The 16815-nt window shown below is 68.7% G+C and carries 14 protein-coding genes; 13 read left to right on the plus strand and 1 reads right to left on the minus strand.

All coding sequences use genetic code 11. The annotated features are described in order from the left end of the window. Window positions 1–148: 148 nt before the first annotated feature. On the plus strand, window positions 149–1087 hold the full coding sequence (locus tag Q333_RS0113000) for an MltA domain-containing protein (RefSeq protein WP_245591548.1): 939 nt from the start codon (window positions 149–151) through the stop codon (window positions 1085–1087). 73 nt (window positions 1088–1160) lie between these two features. Continuing rightward, the gene (locus tag Q333_RS0113005; RefSeq protein WP_051651323.1) at window positions 1161–1574 is read left to right on the plus strand and encodes a BLUF domain-containing protein; all 414 of its coding nucleotides are present in this window, start codon (window positions 1161–1163) and stop codon (window positions 1572–1574) included. A gap of 6 nt (window positions 1575–1580) precedes the next feature. Here Q333_RS0113005 and Q333_RS0113010 read toward each other — a convergent pair whose 3' ends face one another. Beyond that, complete coding sequence (locus tag Q333_RS0113010) at window positions 1581–3080, minus strand: helicase HerA-like domain-containing protein (RefSeq protein ID WP_029417555.1); 1500 nt, start codon at window positions 3078–3080, stop codon at window positions 1581–1583. A 104-nt stretch (window positions 3081–3184) separates the two neighbouring features. On the opposite strand from Q333_RS0113010, the gene Q333_RS0113015 reads away from it, so the two are divergent. From Q333_RS0113015 to lnt, 11 genes are all read left to right on the plus strand, one after another. Continuing rightward, window positions 3185–4327 (plus strand): AI-2E family transporter, encoded by a 1143-nt coding sequence (locus Q333_RS0113015; protein WP_035294417.1) that lies wholly within the window; start codon window positions 3185–3187, stop codon window positions 4325–4327. Between the two features lie 262 nt (window positions 4328–4589). Beyond that, complete coding sequence (locus Q333_RS0113020) at window positions 4590–9470, plus strand: NAD-glutamate dehydrogenase (protein ID WP_029417559.1); 4881 nt, start codon at window positions 4590–4592, stop codon at window positions 9468–9470. Then, window positions 9470–9934: a universal stress protein gene (locus Q333_RS0113025; protein WP_029417560.1), complete on the plus strand. Its 465-nt coding sequence runs from the start codon at window positions 9470–9472 to the stop codon at window positions 9932–9934. Before Q333_RS0113020 ends, Q333_RS0113025 begins: the two co-directional genes overlap by 1 nt. An 85-nt stretch (window positions 9935–10019) precedes the next feature. Next, entirely contained in the window at window positions 10020–10574 is a 555-nt protein-coding gene (locus tag Q333_RS0113030) for a NifU family protein (protein ID WP_029417562.1), read from the plus strand. Between the two features lie 3 nt (window positions 10575–10577). Next, window positions 10578–11228, plus strand: coding sequence for a tRNA (adenosine(37)-N6)-threonylcarbamoyltransferase complex dimerization subunit type 1 TsaB (tsaB, locus tag Q333_RS0113035; protein WP_029417564.1), 651 nt, complete (start codon window positions 10578–10580; stop codon window positions 11226–11228). Then, window positions 11225–11674: a GNAT family N-acetyltransferase gene (locus tag Q333_RS0113040; protein ID WP_051651324.1), complete on the plus strand. Its 450-nt coding sequence runs from the start codon at window positions 11225–11227 to the stop codon at window positions 11672–11674. The genes tsaB and Q333_RS0113040 overlap by 4 nt, the downstream gene beginning before the upstream one ends. 22 nt (window positions 11675–11696) lie before the next feature. Further along, window positions 11697–12176 (plus strand): Fur family transcriptional regulator, encoded by a 480-nt coding sequence (locus tag Q333_RS0113045; RefSeq protein WP_029417566.1) that lies wholly within the window; start codon window positions 11697–11699, stop codon window positions 12174–12176. Between the two features lie 57 nt (window positions 12177–12233). Then, the gene (gene miaB / locus Q333_RS0113050) at window positions 12234–13631 is read left to right on the plus strand and encodes a tRNA (N6-isopentenyl adenosine(37)-C2)-methylthiotransferase MiaB (protein WP_084176127.1); all 1398 of its coding nucleotides are present in this window, start codon (window positions 12234–12236) and stop codon (window positions 13629–13631) included. Further along, on the plus strand, window positions 13632–14621 hold the full coding sequence (locus Q333_RS0113055) for a PhoH family protein (RefSeq protein ID WP_029417568.1): 990 nt from the start codon (window positions 13632–13634) through the stop codon (window positions 14619–14621). Then, window positions 14618–15070, plus strand: a complete 453-nt coding sequence (gene ybeY / locus Q333_RS0113060) for an rRNA maturation RNase YbeY (RefSeq protein WP_029417569.1) — start codon at window positions 14618–14620, stop codon at window positions 15068–15070. Before Q333_RS0113055 ends, ybeY begins: the two co-directional genes overlap by 4 nt. Then, a complete protein-coding gene (gene lnt / locus Q333_RS0113065; protein ID WP_051651325.1) occupies window positions 15070–16644 on the plus strand; it encodes an apolipoprotein N-acyltransferase in 1575 nt (524 codons plus the stop codon). The genes ybeY and lnt overlap by 1 nt, the downstream gene beginning before the upstream one ends. Window positions 16645–16815: the final 171 nt, after the last annotated feature.

Here is a 16815-nt window from a genome sequence, read left to right on the forward strand (position 1 = left end):
CGCCGGGCTGTGGCTTGGTGTTCTTGGGCTGCTTCTCGCAGGCTGCGCGACGCAAACGCCGAGCGTGCCAATGCGCGGCCCTATCGCCCCTATTCCGTCCGTCGCCCCGCCGTCCTCGCCTGCCACCGGGTTGCCAGGCCCATCCACCTTGGCTGGATGGGATGACGAGGACCATCTGGCAGCGTTCCTCGCCTATGTGCAGACCTGCGGCGTCGCGCGCGAAGCCGCCGCCGTTCGTCATTGCGAGCGCGGGCGGCTGATCCAGCAGACCTCGCGGCCGGTCACGCCGTCGATGGCCCGCGAATTCTTCGAAACCGGCTTCTCTGTCGTCCAGGCCGAAACCGCCGACGGGGGACCGGGCCTGCTGACCGCCTACTTCGCGCCGGAGTATGAGGCGCGTCGCGCGCCGGATGCGGTATTCGACGCGCCGGTCCTGCCCCGCCCAGAGGGCTGGACGCGCGGCTGGGTCGGTCCGGTACGCGCCGAGATCGAGGCCGGGCCGCCGCCCGCGCCGCCCCTGGCCTGGATGCGGGCGGAGGACCTGTTCTTTCTCCAGATCCAGGGGTCCGGCTATCTGACGTTCGAGGATGGTTCCAGGGCCCGCGCAGCCTATGCCGGGGACAATGGCCGCCCCTTTGTCGGTATCGCCCGGCCGATGGCGGAACGCGGCATCCTGCCCGCCAACGGCACCTCCGGCGAGGCCATTCGCTCCTGGCTGGCGGCGAACCGGGGGTCGGAGGCGCGCGCCATCACGGCGCTCAACCCGCGCTACATCTATTTCGCCCTCGATCCCGATGATGGCGGCGATCCTGCGGGAGCGGCCGGGGTGCCATTGCCGCCGAGGCGCGCCATCGCGGTCGATCCGGGCAGCTGGACCTATGGTGACCTGGTCTGGATATCTGCGGACAGCGGCAACCTGCGCGGGGCGCGGGGCAGCTATCGGGGGTTGGTCATGGCGCTGGACACGGGCTCGGCCATCCGGGGACCGGTGCGCGCGGACTTCTATGCGGGCCGGGGCGCGGCGGCGGGTGAAGAGGCTGGGGCCGTCCGGCATCCGCTCAGGATGTGGCGATTGATCCCACGCTGAGCGGAAGTCGTTGGTCCAGATCGCCGTTTGGCCCTAGATGACGGGCGGATCCGCCGCCGGACCATCAGTATCCATGACATATCCGCTCGAGCGCGTCGTCTATCGCAGCGACGCGGTCGCCCCGGCCGAAGGTCCAATCGACCTTTCGGCCATCTTCGCCACCTCGGTCCGCAACAACGCCAGGAGTCGCCTCACGGGTGCGCTCGCTCTTCATGACGGCGTCTTCGTGCAGGTGCTGGAAGGCGAGCCCGCTGCCCTCAGCGCCTTGATGGACATGATCACGGCCGACGACCGGCATCGAAACGTCCGCGTCCTGGCGCGCTGGCCGATCCAGTCTCAGCTGTTCCTGGGCTCGGCCATGGTCCAGACCGATACCCGGAGCCTGTCTCATTACGCCGCCAAGGTGGTGGTCCAGACCGGCTCGGGGGCCCAGGTGACGGGCGTTCTGGCCGAGCTGGCCAGCGCCCGCCTGACGTCGCTGATCTGAGACGGCTCAGCGCCGTCGCAGACCCCCAAGGACGCCGCGCAGGATTTCCCGCGTAAGAGTCGATCCGGCCGTGCGCAGAACCGACTTGGTCAGGGCTTCCATCGGCGTCTGGCGGTTGGAGCGGCGCGGCGCGCGCGGTTCGGCGGGCGCGCGTGAGCGGGTGGTCTCGCGCGGCGCAGCCGCTTTCTCCACCGCCTCGACCCGTTCTGTTTCGGCCTGGGTGCGGGCATGGCGGGCGGCGAGGATTTCCTCGGCGGATTCCCGGTCGACCATGGTGTCGTAGACGCCCTTGACCGGGCTGTTGGCCATGATGGCGGCGCGCTCGGGGTCGGTGGCGGGTCCCAGACGGCTGTCCGGCGGGCGGATCAGGGTGCGCTGGACCACCGTCGGCGCGCCCTTTTCGTCCAGCACCGACACCACAGCCTCGCCGGTGCCGAGCGCCTGGATGGCCTCAGTGGTGTCGAAGGCGGGGTTGGCGCGGAAGCTGTCGGACGCCGACTTCAGGCCGCGCTGTTCGGCGGGCGTATAGGCGCGCAGCGCGTGCTGGATGCGGTTGCCCAGCTGGGCCAGGACGCTGTCGGGGATGTCGGCCGGGTTCTGGGTGACGAAATAGACTCCGACGCCCTTGGAGCGGATCAGGCGCACGACCTGTTCGACCTTTTCCAGCAGCGCCTTTGGGGCGTCTCGGAACAGCAGGTGGGCCTCGTCGAAGAAGAAGACCAGGCGTGGCTTCTCCGGATCTCCGACCTCGGGCAGCTGTTCGAACAGCTCCGACAGCAGCCACAAGAGGAAGGCGGCATACAGGCGCGGAGAGCCCATCAGCCTGGTGGAATCCAGCACATTGACCTGGCCCCGGCCGTCGAGGCCGACGCGGATCATGTCCTCTAGCTTCAATGCGGGTTCGCCGAAGAAGGCCTTGCCGCCCTGCTGTTCGAGCTGGAGCAGGGAGCGCTGGATGGCCGCAACCGAGGCCGGGGCGACATTGCCGACCTCACGGCCGATCCGAGCGGCGTTTTCGGAGACATAGGTCAGGACCGAGCGGAGGTCGTCCAAATCCAGTAGCAGCAGACCTTCCTTGTCCGCGACGTGGAAGGCGACGGTCAGGACACCCTCCTGGACGTCGTTCAGGTCCAGCATCCGGGCCATCAGCAGAGGCCCGATCTCTGACACCGTCGTGCGAATCGGATGTCCCTTTTGTCCGTACAGGTCCCAGAAGACGGTGGGCGCGGCCTTGGGAACGAGCGTCAGGTTCATGCCGGCGGCGCGGGCCAGGAGCTTCTCGTTGGGGGCCCCCGGCTGGCTGATGCCCGAAAGGTCGCCCTTCACGTCGGCGCAGAACACCGGCACCCCGGCTTCGGAAAAGCCCTGCGCCATGATCTGCAGGGTGACCGTCTTGCCGGTTCCGGTCGCGCCCGCGACGATGCCGTGGCGGTTGGCCCGGTTCCACAGCAGGACTTCCGGCTTGTCCGATTGACCGAGAAACAGGCCTGGGGGCGCGTCGGGCATGGGTGCGGTCTCCGAAAGGTCTCGGCCCTGCTTAGCCGAGCGCCCAGCGCGCCGCCAGACGATCGCCGGTTGACCAGCCGCGCGGCCACCCCGACAGTCCGCTCATGAAGCCACCGATCGCCGTCCCGACCTCGACCGTCGCCCGCAACGCGCTCGTGACTCTCGCGGTCGTGGCCGTCGGCGCGGCGCTCTACTGGCTCAGGGACATCCTGACGCCCCTGGCCATGGCCATCTTCCTGATGATCATGATCGACGGTGTGAAGCGGCTGATCGAGCGCCACACCAACCTGCCTGACCACACAGCGGGCATCGCGGCCCTGTTGCTGGTCATCGCAATCTTCTTCGCCGTCATCGCCTTCATCGTGAACGGGGCTGCGGCCTTCTTCACCGACATGTCGGGCGTCTCCAGCGGCATCGGCCCCCGCATCGACGCCATCATCGCCGATGTTGCAGCCCTGTTCGGGATGGCGGCCGCGCCAACCGCAGCAGAACTGATCGCGGACATCGATCTGCGCGGTTATCTGACCGGTCTGGCGTTCCAGATGCAGGGTGTCGCGTCCGGATCCTTCTTTGTCATGGTCTACCTGGGGTTCCTTCTGGCGTCGCAGGCCGGGTTCCGGCGCAAGATCGTGGCCATGTTTCCCCACCGCGAACAGCGGTCCGAGGCGCTCGAGGTGTTCCAGCGCGTTCGGGGCGGGGTCGAGGGTTACCTGTGGGTCCAGGCGGTGACGGGCGTCATCATCTGCGCCGCGGCCTGGATCCTGATGCGGGTCGTCGGGCTCCAGCACGCAGAGTTCTGGACTTTCATCATCTTCGTGGTGGGCTTCATCCCGGTGCTGGGGGGCGCGGTCGCGGGGCTCGCCCCACCGCTTTTCGCCCTGGTCCAATTTCCGACCTATTGGCCGGCGCTGATCCTGCTGGTCGGGCTCCAGATCATCCTGTTCGTGGTCGGCAATCTGGTTCAGCCGCGCATGCAGGGCGACAACCAGAACGTCGATCCGGTCGCCGTGCTTCTGGCGCTGGCGCTATGGGGCAAGATGTGGGGCGTGGTCGGCATGTTCCTGTCGACGCCGCTGCTGGTCATGGCCATGGCGATCCTGGCGGAGTTTCAGGGGTCACGCTGGATCGCGGTTCTGCTTTCCGGAAACGGGCGGCCGTACGAGGACGAGGACCATCACGACCACGGCCCGCCGGCGAAGCGCCCGCCCCGCGTCAAACCGCCGCGCCCGGCGGCGTCCGAGCCCTGATCGGGGCGCCCTTGCATCGCCGCATTCGACCCCCATTTGGGCATCACACGCTGCGGCCCACCCCTCCCCTCCCAAGGCCGTGGCGGTATCGGTCGGTGCCACCCCCCTCCAGCACCGGCTTGACGAGAGGCCGTCGGACGCCCGTCCGGCGGCCTTTTCGTTTCTCGGGGCTCGCCGGGGCTTCCCGCCGGACGCGGGCGGGCCTATTGCCGGGGTCTGCGACCGGCGGCCGCATGAAGGCCGCGCTGAACGAGACCTGCCCATGTCCGGCGAAACCCGCTCTCCCGCTCCGATCTCCAGCGCGGAGGCCCTGAGAGCGGCCTTCGCCAGGGCCCGGGGCGGCGGAGGTCCGCTCGATGGACTGGAGCAGTCCTTCGTCGACCAGGCGTTTGAGGACTACGCCGAGGACGAGACGCCCGAGCTGTCGCCGGAAGACGTCGCTGGCCTGCTGGCCGACGCCTGGGGCTGGAGCGAGCGGCGCGCGCCGGGCGAGGCGCCTCTCATCAACATCCAACCGCTGAGCGTCGGTGGTCGTGAGACCCCCTACGACGTCCTGCGCATCGTCCAGGACGACCGTCCGTTCCTGGTCGACAGCGCCATGGGTGAATTGGCCGACGCGGGCGTGTCGGTGCGCGCCCTGTTCCATCCGGTTCTGGCCCTGTCGCGTCAGGCAGATGGGTCGCGTCGCGCGAACGGCGGAGACACGCGCGAATCCGTCATCGTCGTTGTGCTGGACCCCTTGCCCCAGGACCGCCGTGAGGCGCTGGCGGCTTCGCTGGCGGAGGCACTGTCGGACGTCCATCTGGCGGTCGCCGACTTCGGCAAGATGAGCGCACTGATGGAGCGGTCCGTCGCCCATCTGGAGGCGCGGCCGGGCGGCATCGACCCGGAGGTCGTGGCCGAGAACCTCGCCTTCCTGCGCTGGCTGAACGACGACCACTTCGTCTTCCTGGGCGCACGCGACTACGACTATCCGCGCACCGCCGACGGCGGCTATGCCCACGAAGCGCCGCTGGACCAGTCGGCCGAGGGCGTCGGCGTGCTGCGCGATCGCGAGCGCACGGTGCTGCGTCGGTCGTCCGAGCCCGCCGTCCTGACGGCCCAGATGAAGCGGCAGATGGACCTGTCCGAGCCGGTCACCGTGGCCAAGGCCAATCTGCGCAGCCGGGTGCACCGCCGCGCTTACATGGATTACGTCGGGGTCAAGCGGTACGGCGAGGACGGCCGCCCGTCGGGCGAGACCCGCTTCGTCGGCCTGTTCACCGCCGAGGCCTATGACCGCGCCGCCTCCCAGGTGCCGCTGATCCGCCGGAAGGTCGCCAATGCGCTCGCCCGCGCTGCCAAGGCTCCCGGCAGCCACAACGAGAAGCGGCTGAAGAACATCCTGGAGAACTATCCCCGGGACGAGCTCTTCCAGATCTCCGAGGACGAACTGCTGGAGACCGCGCTCGGCATCCTGCACCTCTACGACCGCCCGCGGATCAAGACCTTCACGCGCAAGGACCCGTTTGACCGGTTCGTCTCGGTCCTCGCCTTCATCCCGCGAGAGCGCTACGACGCCGGCGTCCGCGAGCGGATCGGCAAGATCCTGGCCCGCGCCTGGGGCGGGCGGCTGTCGGCTTGGTATCCGCAGTTGTCGGACGCGCCGCTCGTGCGCATCCACTACATCGTCGGTGTGACCCCGGGCGACCATCCGACGCCGGACGCCCGGGCGCTGGAAGCCGAGATCACCGAGGCCGGCCGCAGCTGGGTCGACCGGTTCGAAGGCGCACTGCGAGCGGCCGACATCGACGACGTGGAGATCGGCGCGCTCAGCTCGCGCTGGGCCGAGGCTTTCGGTCCGGGCTACCGAGCCCGCTACGATGCGGCCGAGGCCGTGGCCGATCTGCAGGAGTTCGACCGCCTGGGCGAAGGCGAGCCGGTGGCCGTGCGCGCCTTCCGCCATTCGTCGGACAGCCCGCTGCAGTTCCGCTTCAAGCTCTATCACCTGGGCGCGGCGGTGCCGTTGTCGGACGTGCTGCCAATCCTGGCCGACATGGGGCTGAAGACGCTGGAAGAGTTCGGCAACGCCGTGCATCCGACCGGCGGCGGCGAGATCCATGTCCATGAGTTCCTGCTGGAAGACCCACGCGGCGAGGCTCTGGCCTTCGGCGATGTGAAGGGTCCGTTCGAGGAGGCCTTCAAGGCCGTCTGGACCGGCCGCACCGAGAGCGACGGCTTCAACCGCCTGGTGCTGGAGCTGGGCGTCGGCTGGCGCGAGGCGGCGCTGATCCGCACCCTGGCCCGCTATCGGCAACAGACGGGGCTCGATCCTTCGCAGGCGGTGCAGGAAGAGGCGCTGCGGGACTACCCCGCCATTGCGCGCGCTCTGGTCTCGCTGTTCGCCTGCAAGTTCGACCCCGCCCACGGGGGCTCGGCCGACGACCGCGCCGGCCAGATCAGCGAGCTTCAGGCCAAGATCGACCGCCTGCTGATGGAGGTGAAGAGCCTCGACCACGACAGAGCGCTGCGACGGATCGCGGCCCTGATCGGGGCGGTCAAGCGGACCAACTACTTTCAGGTCGGTTCCGACGGGGCGCCCAAGCCGCACATCTCGATCAAGATCGCCTCGCGCGAGCTCGACGATCTGCCGTTGCCGAAGCCCTATCGCGAGATCTTCGTCTGGGCCCCGCACATCGAGGGCGTGCACCTGCGCTTCGGCCCCGTGGCGCGGGGTGGGCTGCGCTGGTCGGATCGCCGCGACGACTTCCGCACCGAGGTGCTGGGCCTGGTGAAGGCGCAGCAGGTCAAGAACGCCGTCATCGTGCCGGTCGGGTCCAAGGGCGGCTTCTTCCCCAAATACCTGTCGCGGATCGTCCGCGCCGGCGGCGACCGCGACGCCCAGCAGGCCGAGGCCGTCCGGGCCTACAAGACTTTCCTGTCGGGCCTTCTGGACATCACCGACAACATCGGCGCGGACGGCGGCGTGATCCGTCCGGCGAACGTCGTGCCGTTCGAGGGCGACGACCCCTATCTGGTCGTGGCGGCGGACAAGGGCACGGCGACCTTCTCGGACATCGCCAACGGCGTCTCGGCCGAGTACGGCTTCTGGCTGGACGACGCCTTCGCCTCGGGCGGCTCGGTCGGCTACGACCACAAGGCCATGGGCATCACGGCGCGCGGCGCCTGGGAGGCGGTCAAGCGCCACTTCCGCGAGATCGGCAAGGACATCCAGTCCGAGCCCTTCACGGTCGTCGGCGTCGGCGACATGTCGGGCGACGTGTTCGGCAACGGGCTCTTGCTGTCGAAGGCTTCGAAGCTGATCGCCGCCTTCGATCACCGCGACATCTTCATCGACCCCAATCCTGACCCGGCCCGGTCGTGGGAAGAGCGCAACCGCCTGTTCCAGCTGCCGCGCTCATCCTGGCAGGACTATGACAAGGCGCTGATCTCGGCGGGCGGCGGGGTCTTCTCGCGCGGGGCCAAGTCGATCGAGCTGACGCCCGAGATCAAGGCGGCGCTGGACATCGCCGAGGACAGCCTGGACCCCGTCAGCCTGATCCGCGCCATCCTGAAGGCCCCTGCCGAACTGCTCTACCTCGGCGGCATCGGCACCTATGTGAAGTCCGTCGCCGAGACCGACGCCCAGGTCGGCGACAAGGGCACCGACGCTCTGCGGATCAACGCCGACGAGCTCAGGGTCAAGGTGGTAGGCGAAGGCGCCAACCTCGGCTTCACCCAGGCGGGCCGGATCGCTTTCGCCGCGAGCGGCGGACGGATCAACACCGACGCCATCGACAACTCCGCCGGCGTCGACACCTCTGACCACGAGGTCAACATCAAGATCCTGGTCGGATCGGCCGTGACCAACGGCGTCCTGCCGCTCGAGGAGCGCGTGCCATTGCTCGCCTCCATGACGGACGAGGTGGCGGCCAAGGTCCTGGCCCACAACTACGATCAGACCCTGGCCCTGACGCTGCAGCAGGCGGAAGGCGTCGATGGTCTGGACGCCCAGCAGAGGTTCATGCAGGCGCTGACGGCGCGCGGGAAGCTGGATCGCAAGGTCGAGGGCCTGCCCAGCGACCAGCGCGTGCAGGAGATGAAGCAGGCGGGACAGGCACTGACGCGCCCCGAACTGGCCGTGCTGATGGCCTATTCCAAGCTGGAGCTGTCCGACGACATCGTCGCCTCTACGGCGCCGGAGGACCCCTTCTTCGAGGAGACCCTGGTCCGCTACTTCCCGCAGGCGCTGGGGCGCTTCGAGGGGCAGATGCGCGGGCACCGGCTGCGTCGCGAGATCATCGCGACCGTCCTGTCCAACGAGATCGTCAACATGGCGGGGCCGACCTTCCCCGACCGCCTGCGAGGTGCGTCGGGCTGCGACACTACCGCCTTGGTCATCGCGTTCGAGGCAGCGCGGCGGGTGTTCCGGCTGGACGAAGCCTGGGATGCGGTAAGCGCCCTGGACCTCAAGGTTCCGGCCGAGACCCAGACGGCGCTCTACAGCGAGATCTCGACGGTGCTTCGCCGCCAGACCTTCTGGCTGGCACGCCGCGCGGGTCGCTCCGGCGCGACGGTGGCAGGCCTGATCGAGGCCTACCGTCCGGCGGCCGACTCCCTGCGGGCTGCGGGCGGCGATGTCCTGTCTCGATTCGAACAGACGCGGCTGGCCGAGCGGCTGAAGCGCTTCGCTGACATGGGCGTGGGCGAGGAGCTGGCTCAGACCATTTCGATGCTGCGCCCGCTGGTAGCTACGGCCGACATCGGCGACCTCGCGCGAGAAGCCGGGTGGTCCGAGCCTCGCATGGCGCGGCTGTATCATCAGGTCGGGGCCGCCTTCGACTTCGATCGCCTGCGCGCGGCCGCTGGTGCCGTTCCTTCGGTCGATCACTTCGATCGTCTCGCGGTGCGCCGCCTGATCGAGGACTTGATGGGCGAGCAGGTCGCCCTGACGCGCGCCGTGGCCAAGGTCTCCGATCCGGCGGTAGGCGACAACGAAGCCAGCGCCGAAGCCGCCGTCGATGCGTGGATCGGCTCGCGGCAGGGTCTGGTCGAGGGTGTCCGCGCCTCGGTTGACGAGATCGAGGCTTCTGGCACCGGCTGGACCTTTGCCAAGTTGACCATCGCCAACGGTCAGATCCGGCAGGTCACGGGGACGCTCTGATGCCGAGGAAGTTCCTGGTCGTGGTCGACGACAGTCCCGAGTTCGAGGCGGCGCTGCGCTACGCCTCGCGTCGGGCGCGCTCGACCGGCGGCCGGGTGGCGCTGCTCCGGATCATCCCCGATCAGTCCGATGAGCACTGGGCGGGCGTGCGCGAGGAAATCGAACGTCAGCAGCGGGCGGAAGCCGAGGAGCTGCTGACACGGCTGGGCGAGGAGGCGGCGTCGCGATCCGGGACCAAGCCCGTTTTCCTGATCGAACAGGGCGATCCCCACTCCGCCATCCGCAAGGTCTGCGCCGACGATCCCGAGATCAAGATTCTGGTCCTGGCGGCAGGATCGGGAGCCCGAGGGCCAGGACCTCTGGTCAGCGCCGTGCTCAAAGGTTCGGGCTTCGGCGGGCGCAAGCTGCCGGTGACGATCGTTCCGGGCGAGCTGACCGACGCCGAGATCGAGGATCTGGCCTAGTCGGAGGCGCTAACGCTCGGCAAGCGGCGGCTCGGCCTGAGCGTCGGGTCTTGAAGGCGGCGGATCAGAGGCGCATCTCTGACCCATGTTCATCCAGACCGAACCCACGCCAAATCCGAACGTCCTGAAGTTCATCCCTGGACGCATCGTGTCGAGCACGCCGCGCGAGTTCCTGTCGATCGATCAGGCGTTGGCTTCACCCCTCGCCGAGGCCCTGTTCCAACTGGAGGAAGTGACCGGCGTCTTCTTCGGCGACGACTACGTCTCGGTGACCCGCGCCCCTCACGGCCGGGACTGGAGCGAGATCAAGCCCGAGGTCCTGGCGGCGGTGATGGACCACTTCACTTCCGGCGCGCCCTTGATCCGCGAAGGTGCGGAGAGCGAGACCGAGTCCGCCGAGGACTCCGAGATCGTGGCCGAGATCAAGTCGCTGCTGGACAGCCGCATCCGTCCGGCCGTGGCCCAGGACGGCGGCGACATCCTGTTCGACGCCTTCGACGAGGAAACGGGTGTCCTGTCCCTGCGGATGCGCGGCGCCTGCGCGGGCTGTCCATCGTCGGCGATGACGCTGAAGGCGGGCGTCGAGCAGATGATGCGCCACTATGTGCCCGAGGTGACGCGCGTCGAGCAGGTCATCTGACTCTTGCGCACCCTTGTCATCGACACGGCGCTCGGAGCGTGCACCGCCGCCGTGTGTGAGGGCGGCCAGGTCATGGGCCTGCGCAGCGAAGTGATGGCGCGCGGCCATTCCGAGAGGTTGGGCGGCTTCGTTCGTGACGCGGTTCATGACACTGGCGGCCTTGATGACGTGGACCGGATCGGCGTCACAATCGGGCCCGGCTCTTTCACGGGCCTGAGAGTTGGTTTGGCCTTTGCGCTGGGACTGGGTCAGGCGCTTGGCAGACCGGTGATCGGGGTTTCCAGCCTGCAGGCGCTGGCCTGGTCCTTGGGCGGGGGCCCGTCCGGACCCGTGGCAGTCGTCATCGATGCGCGACGCGGTGAGGTTTATCTTCAGACCTTCATGGATGGAGAGGCGATATGCGACGCCCGGGCCGTCAGCATCGAGGATGCCCGGATGGTTCTCAACAACGACAGCCGGCCCTGGCGCTGGGCCGGGAGCGGAGCGGGGCTTCTGGCACCGGAGGCCACCACAATCGTCACCGAGCCAACGGCCTCGGCACTGGCCAAGCTCACCGAGCGTCTGGACCCGGCGAGCCACCCGGCTCGGCCCCTCTATCTGCGCGCGCCCGACGCCACGCCTCCGACCAGGCTTCCGGGACAGGCACGCGCGTGACGACGGGGGGCCCGGGTTCAGAGTTGGCGCGAGGTCTGGCAGCCATTCACGCCGAGGCTTTCGACAGCCCCTGGACAGCGCGGACCTTCGCCGAACTTCTGGATCAGCCCGGCATCGCCCTCGAGGTCGAAGGGGATGGATTTATGCTCGTTCAGGTCGCCGCTGATGAAGCCGAGATCCTGACACTGGCGGTCCGACCGTCGGCGCGACGCACGGGCGTCGCGACGCGCCTCATCGAGAAGGCGGCCGCACGGATCGTTGCCGCTGGCGGGCGTCGACTGTTTCTGGAGGTGGCCGAGGACAACGCCGCCGGCCGGGCCCTCTATGCCCGTCTCGGTTTCGAGCCGGTCGGCCGCCGGCCCCGCTATTATGCCCGGCCAGACGGTCCCGCCGTCGACGCTCTGCTTCTGGCTCGCAATTTGTCCGCCCCGCTTCCCACCGCCTGATCCGGGGCTTATCTTCCCGCCCATGGACCGGATCGAGAAACTCTGCGCCGAGCGCGGCATGCGCATGACCGAACAGCGGCGGGTCATCGCCCGTGTGCTGTCCAGCGCCGAGGACCATCCCGACGTCGAGGAGCTGTACCGCCGCGCCTCGGGCATCGACCCGCACATCTCGATCGCTACGGTCTATCGCACCGTGCGCCTGTTCGAGGAGGCCGGGGTCGTCGAGAAACATGACTTCGGCGATGGCCGTTCGCGCTATGAAGAGGCCGGCGACGACCACCATGACCACCTCATCGATACCAAGACAGGGGAGGTCATCGAGTTCTTCGACGCCGAGATCGAGCGGCTGAAATCCGAGATCGCCGAGCGGCTGGGCTTCGAGCTGGTGGGACACAAGCTGGAGCTATACGGAAAACCCATTCCGGGGGCCGAGCCGTCGCGGCGCGAGGGCCTGATCTATACGCGCAACGTCGCCAGGGTCGCGCCCGAGAAGGTGTCCTGAGCCCCGTCGGGCACCGCCCGCCTTGCGGTCGCCGGGATCGGCGATCATAAGCCGCCCATGTCCGAGACCCTGACCCCGCCGCAGGCCGGGACGGTCGCGACGCCGGAGACCGCTCCCGGCGTCAAGCGACTGTTCATCAAGACCTACGGCTGCCAGATGAACGTGTATGACAGCGAGCGCATGGCCGATGTGCTGCGCCCGCTCGGTTATGCCCCGACCGACACGGCCGAGGGCGCGGATTTCGTCATCCTGAACACCTGCCACATCCGCGAGAAGGCGGCCGAGAAGGTCTATTCCGAGCTCGGCAAACTGCGCGAGATGAAGGAGAGCCGATCCGGCGCCATGACCATCGCGGTCGCCGGCTGCGTGGCCCAGGCCGAGGGCGAGGAGATCATGCGTCGCCAGCCGGCGGTCGATCTGGTGGTCGGCCCCCAGGCCTATCATCAGCTTCCCGAGCTGCTGACCCGCACGGCGCGCGCGCGCGGCGAGCGCATCGGGGCCGACTTCGCCGCCGACGAGAAGTTCGACAGCCTGCCCGAAGCGCGCGGCATCAATGGGCCGACCGCCTTCCTGACGGTGCAGGAAGGCTGCGACAAGTTCTGCAGCTTCTGCGTGGTGCCCTATACGCGGGGCGCCGAGTGGTCGCGTCCGGCCGAAGCCGTTCTGGCGGAGGCGGGCGGACTGGCGGCCCAGGGTGTGCGCGAGCTGACCCTGCTGGGCCAGAACGTCAACGCCTATGACGGCGCAGGGCCGGACGGCTCGGTCTGGACGCTGGCGCGCCTGGCGCGAGCGCTGGCCGAAATCGAAGGCATCGACCGTATCCGCTATACGACCAGCCACCCCAATGACATGGCCGACGACCTGATCGCGGCCCATGCCGAGCTGCCCCACCTTATGCCCTATCTGCACCTGCCGGTTCAGTCAGGCTCGGACCGCATCCTGCGGCTGATGAACAGGAAGCACGGGCGACAGAAGTACATCGACCTGATCGGACGGATCCGCGAGGCGCGGCCGGACATGGCGTTATCGGGGGACTTCATCGTCGGCTTCCCCGGCGAGACCGACCGGGATTTCGAGGACACCCTCGATCTGGTGCGGCAGGTGAACTACGCCTCGGCCTTCAGCTTCATGTATTCGCCGCGCCCCGGGACGCCCGCCGCCGGAATTGGGACGCAGGTGCCGGCCGACGTCTCGCTGACCCGGCTCCACGCGCTGCAGGTGCTGCTCCTGGAGCAGCAGGTCGCCTTCAACAAGGCCCAGGTCGGCAAGACCCTGGACGTGCTGTTCGAGAAGAAGGGCCGCCATGGGCGTCAGGCCATCGGCCGCTCGCCCTATTTGCAGTCCGTCCATGCCGAGGACGCGGATCATCTGATCGGACAGATCGTTCCCGTCGAGATCGTGAGCGGACAACAGAACAGTCTGACCGGACGGCTCCTTCAAGAGAAGGCGGCCTGAGTGGCGCGAGAATCCGAGTTCCTCGCCTTGGACGACCGCGCGCTGCGTGCTGTCATCGGGCCGAACAGCCGCCATGTCGCCCTGATCGAGGACGCCTTCAAGGTGCTGATCGAGGCTCCCGGCGGCGGGGTTTCGATCAACGGAGGAGCCCGCGACCGCGCAAACGCCAAGACGGTGATTGCGGCCCTGGTCGCCCGCGCCGACAAGGGCGCCGATGTCAATGAGGCCGACGTGCGCGCCGGCATCGCCGCGGCGCGAGGCGGCGGCAAGGGCGCGCCCAGTTCCGATCCCATGGCCCTGCCGATCGGCAAGCGCGGGGCGATCGTGCCCAAGACCAACGCCCAGGCGCGCTATCTGGAGACCCTGTCGCGCTGCGAGCTGACCTTCGGCGTCGGCCCGGCGGGCACCGGTAAGACCTTCCTGGCCGCCGCCTATGGCGCGTCGCTGCTGCGGCGCGGGCAGGTCGACCGGCTGGTCATCACGCGCCCGGCGGTCGAGGCGGGCGAGAAGCTGGGCTTCCTGCCGGGCGATCTCAACGAGAAGGTCGATCCCTATCTGGCGCCGATCTGGGAGGCTCTGAACGACATCCTGGGGGCCGAGGACGTCCAGCGCCGGCGCGACAAGGGCGAGATCGAGGCCGCGCCCATCGCCTTCATGCGCGGCCGCACGCTGAGCCACGCCTTCATCATCGTCGACGAGGCCCAGAACACCAGCCGACTGCAGATGAAGATGGTCCTGACCCGTCTGGGCGAAGGCGCGCGCATGGTGGTGACGGGCGACCCCAGCCAGATAGACCTTCTGAACCCGCGCGACAGCGGCTTGGCCCATGCGCTGCGGATCCTGAAGGACGTCCAGGGCGTCGGCGTGCTGGCCTTCGAGGCCGAGGACGTGGTGCGTCACGCCATGGTCGAGCGGATCGTGCGCGCCTACGACGCCGATGCGACGCGCAGTCGCCCAGCTCCCGATCTCGAGGACCCGTCCGAGCGATGATCGAGGTCGAGGTCGAGGACGCGGCGTGGTCGGCGTCGATCGCCGATGTCGAGGCCGTCGTGGCCCGTGCGGCCAAGGCGGCGCTGGGCGTCGCGACCGGCACGGTCACCGTCCTGCTGAGCGATGATGAGACGGTGCGCGACCTGAACGCCCGCTTTCGCGGAAAGGACAGGCCGACCAATGTCCTGTCCTTCCCCGCCGCCGCCATCCCCGGCGCGGATATCCAGCCCCTGGGCGACATCGTGCTCGGCTTTGGGGTCTGCGCCGACGAGGCGCGGGCGCAGGGCAGGAGCCTCTCGGATCACCTCTCTCACCTGACCGTCCATGGCGTGCTCCATCTGCTGGGCCGCGACCATGAGGACGATGTCGAGGCCGAGGCGATGGAGGCCGAGGAGCGCGAGATCCTGGCGACGCTCGGCGTGGCGGACCCCTATCTGGTGACGACGTGATGGCTGGAAAGGATGTCATCGGCTCGCTGCTGACCGGGCGCTGGAGCAGGATCGGGCTTGCGCTGGCCGCGGGGGTCCTCGCAGCCCTGGTGCATCCGCCGTTCGGCATTCTGCCGGGGCTGGTCGCCTATCCCCTGCTGATGCTGCTCGCGGAGCGTTCGACCACCGTGCGCGGGGCGTTCTGGGTCGGCTGGCTCGCGGGGTTCGGCTATTTTCTCGTCGGCTGCTGGTGGGTGGCCGAGGCCTTTCTGGTCAATCCGGCTCAGGCCTGGATGGCGCCCTTCGCCGCCAGCCTGCTGCCCGCCGGGATCGGCTTGTTCTGGGGCGCGGCGTCCGCGCTCTATCGCCGGTTCGCGCCGGCCAGTCTGGCGCGCGTGCTGGTGTTCGCGGCCTTCTTCGCCCTGCTGGAATGGCTGCGCGGTCATGTGCTGACCGGCTTTCCGTGGAATCCGGCGGGCGCAGGGTGGAGGGCGGGTTCAGCCGCGTCCCAGTTCGCTGCGATCGCGGGCGTCTATGGGCTCGGTCTTGTGACGGTCGCGGCGGCGGCGGCGTTCGGGCCTCTGCTGACGCCGGGCCCCAGAAAGGACCGGATCGGCGTCGCCGTGGCTGGGGCCACGGTTTTCCTGGCCCTGATCATCGGCGGAGCGATCCGGCTGGCCGGAGCCGAGGTGCGCGAGACCGCCACCCTGGTCCGCATCGTTCAGCCTGACGTGGACCAGGAGTCCAAATGGACGCCCGAGGCCTATCGCTCGATCGTCGAGCGCTATGTCAATCTGACCGCCCGGCCGGGTGAGGCCCTGCCGGACCTGGTGGTCTGGCCCGAGGGGGCGCTACCGGCCAGCTTCGACGACGTCTTCGCGCCCGGTTCGCCGGATGGCGCGGCCATCGCCCGGGCGCTGCGGCCGGGGCAGACTCTTCTGGCCGGATTCGCGCGGGGTGAACGCGGCGAGGACGGACGGGCGCGCTACTTCAACAGCCTGATCGCCCTGCATGACGAGGGCGGCGAGGGTCTGGGCGTCGCAGCCATCTATGACAAGCACCGGCTGGTGCCGTTTGGCGAATTCCTGCCGCTCGGCGCGCTCATGAGCGCCCTCGGCGTGCGCAGCCTCGTCCATATGCCGGCTGATTTCAGCGCCGGGCCGACGCCGGCTCCCATCAGCCTACCGAACGGGTCGAGGGTCCAGCCCCTGATCTGCTATGAGAGCCTGTATCCGGGCTTCACGCCGGCGGGGCGGGGCCGGCCGGAATGGATCGTCAATGTCTCGAATGACGCATGGTTCGGGGCGACCTCCGGACCGATCCAGCATCTGAACCTCGCCAGCTATCGCGCGATCGAGACGGGGCTGCCGGTGGTCCGAGCGACCCCGACGGGCGTCTCTGCCATGATCGATCCGTGGGGGCGGGTGATCGACGGCCAGCGACTGGACAGCGGCGAAAGCGGGGTGATCGACGCGCGGCTCCCGGAGGCGAAATCCCCGACGCTCTATGGCGGATTCGGCGATGTCCTCTTTGCGCTCCTGCTGCTCACTGGCCTGTCACCGCTCGCTCTGGCTCGCCCTGGAGGTCTCCGCTGAAGATCTTGAGACGGAGGCCACGATGGTCGCAAGTGCGGCGACATCGGCTTGCCCGTGGTCGGCGTACAAGGGGTCGATTCTCCGGTGTCAACGGGCGGAATCGCCATTTCCCAGAATTTGCATGACAGGCGCTGGCGGCGGGCGCATGGCGTCTTCCACAATACGAACTTT

Source organism: Brevundimonas bacteroides DSM 4726 (assembly GCF_000701445.1).
Taxonomy (GTDB): Bacteria; Pseudomonadota; Alphaproteobacteria; order Caulobacterales; family Caulobacteraceae; genus Brevundimonas; species Brevundimonas bacteroides.